The sequence below is a fragment of the Oceanobacillus sp. FSL K6-0251 genome (assembly GCF_038004725.1).
GTDB lineage: Bacteria > Bacillota > Bacilli > Bacillales > Amphibacillaceae > Oceanobacillus > Oceanobacillus oncorhynchi.
In genome coordinates this window covers 4,560,672-4,572,721 of the sequence record NZ_JBBORS010000001.1, presented here as the reverse complement: position 1 = coordinate 4,572,721, position 12,050 = coordinate 4,560,672, and the positions used below count along the sequence as shown (strand labels likewise).

The 12,050-nt window shown below is 37.5% G+C and carries 10 protein-coding genes; all 10 read left to right on the top strand.

Annotated features, from left to right (window positions below; translation table 11 throughout):
• Positions 1-2 precede the first annotated feature (2 nt).
• The 10 genes from lpdA (at position 3) to MKY45_RS22170 (ending at position 12,044) form a co-directional block, all read left to right on the top strand.
• The gene (gene lpdA, locus MKY45_RS22215; protein ID WP_256705357.1) at positions 3-1,391 is read left to right on the top strand and encodes a dihydrolipoyl dehydrogenase; all 1,389 of its coding nucleotides are present in this window, start codon (positions 3-5) and stop codon (positions 1,389-1,391) included.
• Positions 1,392-1,411: 20 nt separating this feature from the next.
• Positions 1,412-2,161: an SDR family NAD(P)-dependent oxidoreductase gene (locus MKY45_RS22210; protein WP_256705356.1), complete on the top strand. Its 750-nt coding sequence runs from the start codon at positions 1,412-1,414 to the stop codon at positions 2,159-2,161.
• A 42-nt stretch (positions 2,162-2,203) separates the two neighbouring features.
• On the top strand, positions 2,204-3,634 hold the full coding sequence (locus tag MKY45_RS22205; protein WP_256705355.1) for an aldehyde dehydrogenase family protein: 1,431 nt from the start codon (positions 2,204-2,206) through the stop codon (positions 3,632-3,634).
• A 12-nt stretch (positions 3,635-3,646) separates the two neighbouring features.
• Entirely contained in the window at positions 3,647-4,480 is an 834-nt protein-coding gene (gene aroE, locus MKY45_RS22200; RefSeq protein ID WP_256705354.1) for a shikimate dehydrogenase, read from the top strand.
• A 347-nt stretch (positions 4,481-4,827) separates the two neighbouring features.
• Positions 4,828-5,850 (top strand): LacI family DNA-binding transcriptional regulator, encoded by a 1,023-nt coding sequence (locus MKY45_RS22195; protein ID WP_256705353.1) that lies wholly within the window; start codon positions 4,828-4,830, stop codon positions 5,848-5,850.
• A gap of 28 nt (positions 5,851-5,878) precedes the next feature.
• A complete protein-coding gene (locus MKY45_RS22190) occupies positions 5,879-6,655 on the top strand; it encodes an SDR family NAD(P)-dependent oxidoreductase (RefSeq protein WP_256705352.1) in 777 nt (258 codons plus the stop codon).
• 75 nt (positions 6,656-6,730) lie between these two features.
• Positions 6,731-7,918: an iron-containing alcohol dehydrogenase gene (locus tag MKY45_RS22185; RefSeq protein ID WP_256705351.1), complete on the top strand. Its 1,188-nt coding sequence runs from the start codon at positions 6,731-6,733 to the stop codon at positions 7,916-7,918.
• Entirely contained in the window at positions 7,884-9,332 is a 1,449-nt protein-coding gene (locus tag MKY45_RS22180; RefSeq protein ID WP_256705350.1) for an aldehyde dehydrogenase family protein, read from the top strand. Before MKY45_RS22185 ends, MKY45_RS22180 begins: the two co-directional genes overlap by 35 nt.
• A gap of 83 nt (positions 9,333-9,415) precedes the next feature.
• A complete protein-coding gene (locus MKY45_RS22175; RefSeq protein WP_341173413.1) occupies positions 9,416-10,681 on the top strand; it encodes an ester cyclase in 1,266 nt (421 codons plus the stop codon).
• Positions 10,682-10,748: 67 nt separating this feature from the next.
• Entirely contained in the window at positions 10,749-12,044 is a 1,296-nt protein-coding gene (locus MKY45_RS22170) for an ABC transporter substrate-binding protein (RefSeq protein WP_341173412.1), read from the top strand.
• The last annotated feature ends 6 nt before the right edge of the window (positions 12,045-12,050 follow it).

Here is a 12,050-nt window from a genome sequence, read left to right as displayed (position 1 = left end):
CTATGACAAATTTTGATGTTGTAATTATAGGTGGAGGACCTGCCGGATATGTTGCTGCCATAAGAGCTGCTAAGAATGGAAAGAAAACAGCACTGGTGGAGAGTGATTATTTAGGAGGGACATGCCTCAACAGGGGATGTATTCCCTCCAAAACCCTGTTGAGGCATACAGAAATTATTGAGGATATAAAAAAGGCGGATGACTGGGGAATAAAGGTTTCCGACCTTTATTTTTCCTTGGAAGATATGATTTCCAGGAAAGATAAAGTCATAGAAACACTTCGAATGGGGATCAATCAGCTTTTAAAAAGTGGAGATATATCCGTTTACAATGGAATGGCTAGTGTGGAAACGAACAAGCAGATAAACATAAAAAAAGCAGATAATGATACATTAACTCTATTTGGAGATAAGATTTTAATAGCAACAGGGAGTACACCAGTCATTCCGCCTATAGAAGGTGTCAATACAGTAGATTATCATACAACAGACACCATCTTTCATATTACGGAAATACCGGAATCTATCCTGATTATCGGTGGAGGAGTAATCGGTGTGGAAATGGCGAATATCTTATCCAGCTTAAATACAGAAGTAACGATTGTTGAAATGAGTGGTCGAGTTATTCCTTCAGAGGATAAAGACGCTTCGAAAGCGTTATTGAAAAGTCTAAAGAAAAAAGGAATTAAGATACTGTTGAAACATCAGGTACGTTCTATGTCTGAGAAGAACGGCGTTAAGAAAATAAATCTTTCTTCGCAAAAAGGAGAAAATAAACAAGTAGAGACGAGTGAAGTCTTAATTGCGGTTGGACGCAGGCCTAATTTATCGGCTGTTGATTCGCTTCAGCTAAATAAGAATGGTTCTTTTATAGCAGTGAATGAACAGTTGGAAACAAGCATTGATGGCATCTATTCAGCAGGTGATGTTATTGGCGGTTTACAGCTCGCCCATGTAGCAAGTGAGGAAGGGTTAACAGCAGTGGAGAATATGGATGGAAAGAAAAAAAACATCAACTATCAATGGATGCCCCGTTGTATTTATACAAAACCAGAGATAGCAAGTGTAGGTTATAATGAACAGGAACTAATAGATAGGAATATGGATTATCGTGCAGGTAAGTATGATCTCTCAGGGAATGGAAAAGCTTTGGCGATGGGAGAAACTGAGGGGTTTATCAAAGTACTGATTGATTCGAACTATGGAGAAATATTAGGCGTGACGATGGTTGGTTCCCACGTTACAGAAATGATTGGTCAATCTGCGTCCTATATGCAGCTTGAAGGCACTGTGGATGAACTTGCTAGCCTAACCCAAGCACATCCATCCATTTCTGAAGGGTTAATGGAAATCGCTAACGCACTGATAGATAAAGGAATACACGTAAACTAGCAAACCAAGAGGGTGATAATGTGTTTGAAATAACAGGTAAAAAAGTGCTTATAACAGGAGCTGCTCAAGGAATAGGCAGAGTGTTAACAGAAAAATATTATCAACAAGGTGCAGAAATAGCAGCTATTGATATATCTGATCAGATCCATGATTTAAAGGAATTAGAGACGAGTGAAAATCAAATTCATCCTATACAAGGAAATCTAATGGATCTGGAAAGAATCGAAGAAGTATTCTATGAGGCGATTGATAAATTAGGTGGAGGCGTAGATATTCTGGTGAATTGTGCGGGATTAATTGAAAGAAGACCGGCTAAAGATTTCCCGCTTGATAAATGGGATAGAATTATTACCTTAAATGTTACAAGCGTATTTGCGTTATCGAGATTAGCAGCAATAGCAATGAAGGAACAGAGTTCCGGGAAAATTATCAATTTTGGATCAATTGTATCTGTTTTTGGAGCCTACCATTCATCAGCGTATTCAGCGAGCAAAGGGGCAGTATTACAATTAACAAAATCCTTGTCCAATGAATGGGCTTCATATGGTATTCAAGTTAATGCGATTGCTCCGGGATATATGTTAACTTCTATGAATTCAGATTTAGAAAGTGACCCTGCAAGAAGACCACAAGTAGATGAAAGAATTCCGGCAGGACGGTGGGGAACCCCAGAAGATGTTTGTGGTGTTGCATTATTTTTATCTTCTTCCGCATCGGATTATGTAACAGGAGCATTGATTCCTGTTGATGGTGGAGTTTTGGCCAGATAGTGGGTAAGAATCAGAATAGATATTTTTGTGAGGAGGAATATGATGAGAAAAAAACTGTTTATTAACGGGGAATGGTGTGAAGCTGAACGATATAAAGATCTATTTTCTCCTTTTACAGGTGAAAAAATAGCTGAAATTCCAGAAGCATCTGATGGTCAAGTTAAAGAAGCGATAGAGGCTGCTTATCGAAACAGGGAAGTAATGCGTAGTTTAACTGCTTTTGAAAGAGCCGATATTCTTGAGAATTTAGTGAAGTTATTAGAGGAAAGTAAACAAAAGATAGCGGAACTTATCTCATTAGAAGCAGCAAAGCCAATGAAATATTCTAGAGCAGAAACGGAGCGAACGATTGAAACATATAAATTTGCTGCAGAAGAGGCGAAGCAGTTGTGTGGGGAAATGATTCCAATGAATGCAGCCCAAAATGGAGCAAATAAAATAGGATATACACTTAGAGAACCTGTAGGGGTAGTTGCTGCTATTACACCATTCAATTTCCCTTTGAATTTAGTAGCTCATAAAGTTGGACCGGCAATTGCAGCAGGTAATACAATTGTTTTAAAACCGGCATCTCAGACGCCTTTATCGAGTTATTTTTTAGCAGAATTACTTGATAAAGCAGGACTGCCAAAAGGCTGTCTGAATATCGTAACAGGAAGTGGTAAAATTGTTGGAGATCAGTTGGTGAATAGCGAGAAAGTAAACATGATTACATTTACAGGAAGTCCTGAGGTAGGAAAAAGAATTAATGCGCAGGCAGGTTTGAAAAAAGTGGCTTTGGAATTAGGTTCTAATGCAGGCCTGATTATTGATAAAAACACAGATATAGAAAAAATTGTTCCTAAGTGTGTAGTGGGTTCGTTTTCCAATCAGGGGCAGGTGTGTATTTCACTGCAACGTATTTATGTACATGAAGAATTATATGACCAATTTATTGCGAAATTCAAAGCGGAAGCAGAAAAACTCGTACTAGGTAATCCATTGGATGAAGAGACCGACGTTTCTTGTCTTATTTCTAAAAATGATTTGGATAGAGCGGTAAGCTGGGTTAAGGAAGCAGCTTCAGCAGGAAGTAAAGTCATTGCAGGCGGGGAAGTGGAAGGTAATATATTACTTCCTACAATTATTACAAATGCGGATCGGGATTTAAAGGTCTCTTGTCAGGAAGTATTTGCTCCGATTGTTATTGTTAATACCATAAAAACCGTAGAAGAAGGTATTCAAGAAGTGAATGCTTCACGGTATGGTTTACAGGCGGGTATTTATACAAAAGATATTCAAACCGCTTTACAAGCATCTAAATCTCTAGAGACAGGTGGCGTGATGATTAATGATATCCCCACATTCCGAGTTGACCAAATGCCTTATGGCGGTGTGAAAGATAGTGGTAATGCCAGAGAAGGACTGAAATTTGCAATCGAGGAAATGACAGAAATTAAATTAATTGTATGGAATGAAGAAGACGCATCGTAGAGAGGTGAAGATTTGAAAAAATTATTTGGCGTACTAGGTAACCCTATAGCACACTCACTTTCCCCGCTGATTCAGAATAGAGCTTATGCATCTGTTAATATTCATGCTTATTTTCAACCTTTTCATGTAGAACAGAAAGATTTAGAAAATGCCGTAAAAGGTATGAAAGCGTTAGGAATAGAAGGTTTTATGGTAACGGTACCCTTTAAGAGTGAGATTCTTTCCTATTTAGATGAATTAACCCCTACTGCATTAACAACGGGTGCTGTAAATGTTGTACATTTAATTGATGGAAAGTATGTAGGCTTTAATCTCGATGGTCAAGCGTGGCTCAGTGCTGCAAAAGAAGATATGGGCATTTCGGAATTAACAAATGAACATGTGCTGTTAATCGGAGCAGGTGGTGCTGCACGCTCCATCTACTATACCCTTTCTCAACATAATCATGTCAAAATAGACATAGCAAATAGAACGCTAGAAAAAGCAGAAAATTTAAAAGGGTTAAACGAGAACCGTATAAAAACAAGGACGATTTCCTTGGAGGAAGCAGAAGACAATTTAGAACAATATGATATAATCGTTCAGACGACCTCGATAGGAATGTGGCCGCATAAGCATGAAACACCTATTCAAGTGAAAAAATTAAAAGAAAATGTATTTGTATCAGATATTATTTATAATCCATATGAAACTGCATTTTTGAAACAAGCAAGAAATAAAGGGGCATTCACTCAAAATGGCATAAAAATGCTTGCTTCTCAAAATGCATATTGTATTGAAAAATGGACAGGGTCTTGTGTTGATTCAGGTAAAATGGTTGATATACTTGAAGAATCGTTAAGGTAAGAATGAGTACTGTCAACGAATTTCGGAAGCCCGTAGTATTTTATGGGTAGATTAACTGTAGCGGTTAAGAGGGAAGCGGATAGAAGGGAAAAGAATAGAGACTTTATGAAAAATGCCAAATTATCATGAGTGAGAGATGATAATTTGGCTTGTATTATACGATTGGGTGTTACCAGACTAAACATATATTATTTAGAAGTTATCATAATGCATGAAAACTGTATTTGATTTTATTCGAAAAAACATGTTGCAATAGTCAGAAACATATGATAAATTATAAGAAATCAAATTATATGAATCCGCTTTCAATAAATTGAATCCGCATTCAAGAGAGGTGAAATGATATTTTGAAGGGAAGAGTGAGTGCTTATGATGTAGCAAAATTAGCAAAAGTTTCTCAAACTACCGTTTCAAGAGTTCTTAATAATTACCCGCACGTAAGAAAAGAAACGAGAAAAAGAGTGCATGATGCTATCAATACGTTAGGTTTTTCACCAGATGAAATTGCCAGAAGCCTTGCAAGCAAGAAAACAAATACGATTGGACTTATTGTGGAGGATATTTCAAACTCTTTTTATGCGGAAACAGCTCATATTATCTTGCGGGAAGCTCAGAAATATGATTATGAAGTCATTATCATCGATGCAGAAACAGATGAAAATAGTTTTGAAAGAGCAATTAACACGCTTAATGGGAAAAGAGTAGATGGAATTATTGTTGCCTCAGCCCGGATGGATAATCAAAAGGTAAAAGAATTCTACGATAAAGGATTTCCTATCATTTTTTATAACCGGCGTATTTACGGTATTGAAGAAAGTCATTATGTAGAAGTAGATAACAGACTAGGAGCTAAAATAGCTGTTAACCATCTGGTGGAAAACAAGCACAGAAAAATAGCGTTTATTTCTGGCCCTACAATATATTCTACTTTTTATCAACGCTTCGAAGGGTATAAAGAAGCACTTCAAGAAAATGGTTTAGAATATGATGAATCGCTGATTTATAAGGGAGAAGTAATCTATGAAAAAGTTTTTCAGTTTGCATTGAATCTAATGAGGGACAAAGAAATGCCGACTGCGTTTTTTGCTTCAACGGACCAAATGGCATTAGCAATCATGGATGCAGCAGCTAGAAGCGGAAGACATATTCCATATGATATCTCTATCATCGGCTTTGATGATATTGAGATTGCGAGTAATCCTTATATTGGCTTAAGTACTATTTCTCAAAGAAAAAGAGAAATGGCTGTACTAACATTACAAAAGTTATTTTCACTTATTAACAAGGATGATTCAAATAGTGAGCCAAATAAAATTACGTTAGAACCAGAACTAATTATTCGTAAAACAACAGGTGTTAACAATCAGTAGAATACCGCTTATTTCAGGAGGTAGAGAAATGGCTAGATATAAAGCAAACGAGCTTTTTAATTTATCTGGTAAAACAGCTATTGTTACTGGAGCAAGCAAGGGAATTGGAAGAAGTATTGCTTTGTTGTTAGCTCAAAATGGAGCTGATATTGCCTTAATGGCAAGAAATGAAGAAGGATTAAAAGAGGTTGCCAAAGAGATTGAAAGCACAGGTCAGAAAGCGCTGCCAGTTTCCGTTGACTTAACAGATATTGATAGTATTCCCAATGTGGTAGAGAAGGTGTATGATCATTTTGGAAAGATAGATATATTGGTGAATAATGCTGGAACGAATATACCGAAGAAGGCGGAAGAAGTTACCGAAAAAGACTGGGATCAGATTATTGATATAAATGTAAAAAGTGTATTTTTTATAAGTAAAGCTGTAGGAAAATACATGAAAGCTGCGGAGCAAGGAAAAATAATTAATGTTTCTTCGCAAATGGCTTTTGTAGGTTATTATAAACGGGCCGCATATGCTTCCAGCAAAGGGGCTATTACACAATTGACAAAATCTTTATCGATTGAATGGGCTCCATATCATATAAATGTCAATGCTGTAGCGCCAACTTTTATTGAAACACCAATGACAAGAAAGATGCTGGATGATGCGGATTTTAAAAAAGATGTGTTAAGCCGTATTCCTCTAGGAAGGTTAGCAAAAGAGGAGGATTTATTTGGCGCATTTGTATTTCTGGCATCCGAGGCAGCGGATATGGTAACCGGCCAAACGCTGATTGTGGATGGCGGGTGGACTGTTTGGTAATTTTTGAATGCGGATTCAATAAAAAGAGAAAACAGGTTAAAAGTAGTGATGAGTAAGGATAAAGGAGAGGAAAATATGATGCAGTTTAACGATTTTCAAATACCAGGCGTTATTCGCTTCGGGGAAGGAGCTTTAGCAACAATAAAAGATGAGGTGCTATCCAAAAACCCTTCCAAGCTATTTATTATCAGTGATAAAGGTGTGGAGAAAGCTGGATTGGTAGATGAATTAAAGGAAGTATTGGAGACGTGTGAGATTCCAATGGAGACAATGACGGATATTGCAGGAGAACCGACCTTTTCGCTTGTTGAAGAAACAATTAAAACACTAAATCAATCTAAAGCTGATTTTGTAATTGGAATTGGCGGAGGAAGTGCGCTGGATGTCGCAAAAGCGAGTGCTGCCTTGCAGGATAAGCATGATTTGGAAAATTACTTTAGTGGAAAGAAAACAATAGAAAATCGAACTGTACCTTGTATACTACTGCCAACAACATCTGGAACAGGTGCAGAGGTGACCAAAAATGCCATTTTTGGGGATGAAGCGGAAGGAGTAAAAAGAGGAATCGTCAGCCCTGCGTTATTACCTGATGCAGCTATCGTAGATCCTGAGCTGACCCTTTCCTGTCCATCAAGAGTGACGGCAGCTTCTGGAGTAGATGCTTTTACACATGCAATTGAATCGTATATCTCGACGAATGCTACAGAGCAGACACAAATCTATTCCGAAAAATCGATGAAATTATTTGCAGAACATATCACAAATGCTGTACATAACGGCAGTAGCATAGAAGCGCGAACAGGTATGAGCTGGGCAAGTTTATTGGGAGGTGTCTCCTTAGCCAACGCAGGTGTAGGAGCGGTTCATGCAATGGCTTATCCATTGGGAGGTACGTATCATATTGAACACGGTGTAGCCAATGCGCTGTTAATGCCTTTCGTCTTTAAAGTGATTGGGAAAACATGTACAGACGATATGGTTAGAGTTGCTTCCTTTGTGGAGATTGGCGATTTTACAAGCTCTAAACACCAGGCACTGGAAGCTGTGGTCCATTATTTATTACAGCTGTTGAAGGATTTGAACCTACCGACTTCTTTAAAAGAATTGGGAGTGGAGAAAGCGGATTTACCTAAATTAGCTGAGCAGGCATCGCAGGTTAAAAGATTGTTGTCTAATACGCCTTACCGGTTAAATGCGGACCAGATTCTTGGTATTTATGAGGATGCTTATGAAGGAGGAAAGGGTGGAAGTAATGGAAGTTAAACAATATCGATTTCTTATAGATGGTGAGTGGAAAGAAGCAACAGAACATTATGATTTGGTAGCTCCATACAGTAAACGTGTAATTGCCAAAATACCGTTGGCCGATGAAGAAATCGCTGAAAAAGCTGTCAAGAGCGCTAAAGCAGCTGCTGGCAGTATGAGAAAGCTTTCACTTTTAGAGAGATCCAATATTTTAGAAAGAGTGTCTATTATCTTTACTGAAAAGCTGGAGGAATGTGCTGAGATATTAGCTTGGGAAAATGCAAAACCAATTCAGGCAGCAAGAGGAGAGATTCAACGAACAATTGAAACTTATAAATTTGCAGCAGATGAAGCTAAAAAAATTGCTGGAGAAATTATTCCGATGGATGCAGCTAAAAATGGATATGGCAGATTTGGATTCACTAAAAAAGAACCACTGGGAGTAATTGCTGCAATTACACCATTTAATTTCCCGTTTAATCTTGTAGCTCATAAATTAGGTCCTGCATTTGCTATGGGAAACACGGTTGTTTTAAAACCAGCTTCTCAAACACCATTAAGTGCTATTATGACTGCAAAGATTTTTGAAGAAGCAGGGCTGCCCAAAGGAGCGCTAAATCTAATTTTTGGATCAGGGAAGACAGTGGGTGATTTTCTAGTAACGCACGAAGATATTAAAATGGTTACTTTTACCGGAAGTGTGCCAGTAGGGAAGGGGATTCGGGAAAAAGCAGGGTTGAAGAAAGTGACGTTGGAATTGGGTTCAAATTCAGCAGTAGTTATTGATAAGACAAAGGATATTCGTTCTGCTGCTTTGAAATGTGCTCAGGGAGCATTTTCTTACTCCGGTCAAACTTGTATTTCTGTACAGAGAATCTATGTTCAGACTGATTTATATGATTCTTTTTTGGAAGCGTTTGCTGAAGAGGTGGAGAATATCAAAGTAGGCGATCCATTAGAAGAAGATACAGTTGTATCTGCACTCATTCATGATAAAGAAGCAGAGAGAGTAGAACATTGGATAAAAGAAGTCAGAGTTGAAAATGTATATCGTGGTGGAGAAAGAACAGGTTCTGTAATCAAACCTACTATCCTAACAAATATAGATTCAGATGCATCTGTTCTAAAAGAAGAGGCTTTTGCCCCTGTAGTAGTAATTAATAAATACGAGAGGTGGGAAGAAGCGATTCAATTGGTAAATGATTCACAGTATGGACTGCAAGCAGGCGTGTTTACAGATTCACTGGAAAAAGCTTATCAGGCGGTAGATGAATTAGAAGTTGGGGGGGTGATTATTAACGATATTCCATCTTATAGAGTAGATCATATGCCCTATGGCGGTGTCAAAAACAGTGGGACTGGTCGTGAAGGAATCAAGTATTCCATGGATGAAATGTCTGAATTGAAGCTGGGCGTATTTAACTTACTATAGAGCTTTGTATTGTGATATTAGTGTGTGTAGTGATGAAGTGAAAAAACTACTATCCAATTTATTTATAGAAAGGAAGATTTCACATGAAGGAAACAAAAAATAATAATTTTACAGAAAAGGAAGAACCAACAAAACATCTGGAGAGTTCCGATAATAATATAAGTAAAGCTGAAAAAGAAAATCATCAAAATGAACTTTCGAAGCTTGTATACTATGCAGATAGTTCAGAAGTAAATATGGTGGACTCTAAAGATGACGATGACTATTTAAATATAGATGTAAAAAATATTAAAAAACAAAGTATGCAGGGATTTGGAGACTATCATAATATTATCGATTATATTATTCGGATAACACGACAAATTTGGAAGGAAAAAGATATCGGTTTAATTTACGATACCTATAGCCATGGTGTACAAATACATCGAGGACTTATTAATAGCCATGGTGTAAATGAAGTTATTGCAGGAACGCTGCAAACTTTGCAATCTTTTCCGGATCGTACAGGATTGGGGTGGAGTGTTGTATGGTCAGGAAATGATAAAGAAGGTTTTTTTACCTCGCATAGAGGAAGATCGATTGGAACAAATTTAGGTAATACTTTGTACGGTCCTGCAACAGGGAAAAAAGTAGTCTTTCGAACGACAGCTGATTGTTTGATATATGAAAATAAAATCTATGAAGAATGGCTGGTAATGGACACTTATCACCTGGTGCAACAGCTTGGATTTGATCCAATAGAAATTGCAAAACGCACTGCAAAACAAACGAGCAAATTAGCTCCAACCCTTCAATTTAATATAGCGCAATCGGCAGAAGAAGGGTTACAGCCACAAGCTTATAAACCCAAATACGAGGGCTTTGAAATTGGAGATTTTATGTTAATGCTCTTTAATCAAGTGTGGGACAGACGCTCTATTAATAAAGTCAAGGATTTTTATGATGAAAATGCTGTTATTCATTATGTATGTAATAGAGATATGATTGGTCATAGTGAGATACAGGGAATGTTTATTAATCTATTTGCTTCCGTTCCGAACTCAAAAGTTATTTTAGAACGCGTAACTTGTAATAAAAGAGATAATGAAAAAGATTGGGATGTTGCGGTTCGTTGGAGAATACAAGGTCTGCATAGTGGTATTGGGTATTTTGGCAATCCAAGTGGAAAACCTATTGAAATCCATGGAATGAACCATTTTAAAGTAAGAAATGAAAAAATCCAAGAAGAGTGGATGCTCTTTGACGGAATGGAAGTACTTCGTCAAATTTATACAGAAAGCGAAAATGATACTGAAAATGATAGTGAAGACAATGGATATGACGATGGGAACTTCACAGGTGTATCTTAAGTAATTAACGTTTCATATATGATTTAAAGCTAGTAGGGCTCACAATTAAACATATGAGGTGATTCGTTTGAAAAAGAATATTTTATTCATCATGCTGCTAGTATTCGTTGTTCTATTGACTGCCTGTAATAATAATAGCAGTGAAGATTTAGAAGACCAGACTGTAACAGTTGCAGTTACAGAAGGTAATATTGGTCAGTTTAATGCTTGGGAGGCACGCAGCGAACAGTTTACAGAAGAAACAGGTATTGAAGTCGAGTTTATAGGGATTCCATATGATAATTTGTTAGATAGAATAACAGCTGAAGGAATCTCTGGAGACGCATCTTTTGATTTAGTTACTCATTTGGACGTGATGGGACCTTCTATTTCACAATTTTTAGAGCCGTTAAGTGGATATGCGGATGAAGATTTTTTTGAGCGTTTCCCAGAATCAATTGTAGAATTATCAACTTATGATGGTGAAATCTATAGTTTGCCTCTACGTGCTAATGCACAAGTATTGTTCTATAGAGAAGATGTTTTCGAGGATTTGGGTATTGAACCCCCAACTACATGGGAAGAACTTGAAAACGTTAGCGAAACAATCACTTCAGAAACAGATAAATCTGCTATAACACCGTACTATCAAGCGGGAAATAATGGGCAGAACCTTGCGATATGGGCAAGTTATCTATGGGGAAATGGAGCTGAAATCCTAGACGAAAATAATACTCCTGTTTTTAATAGCTCTGAAGGTGTTGAAGCAACAGAAAAATATATAGATTTGCTAAGAGAAGGCTTTGCTCCAGAGGGATCTGTTTCCTTTGCGGAACAAGAGTCTAGAACTCATTTTAAGCAAGGAAGATCAGCAATGTGGATAGGATGGTGGTGGGTCTATTCTGACTTTAATGCTAGTGACTCGTCGGCAGAGGAAGTACGAGGAAACGTGAACTTTACCACTATTCCAACATGGGATGATGGTGAACAAGTTGCAAGTGTATCTACTTTCCCGCTTGGGATGATGGAAAGTTCAAAAAATAAAGAAGCTGCATGGGAATTCATGGAATGGCTCAGTAATCCTGAAAATGAAAAAAGTATTGTTATGGATTCGTTAAATGAAGAAGTACCAATGGATCAATTCTCTACAGATATTGTTCAGTTGGAAAATCTTAGAGACGAAGAATTAAATGAACTTGGAGACGATTTGTTTAATATTGGTGGAGACAGTTTTGAAAATGCGGAAACGTTTCCTACTATACCAGAATGGCCACAAATATCAGATATTCTAAGCAGAGCAATATCCAATATGGCGACTGGAGAGGATGTACAGAGCCAGTTAGACGCAGCAGCAGAAGAAGTGGAGCTGCTATTACAAGAATAATATCGA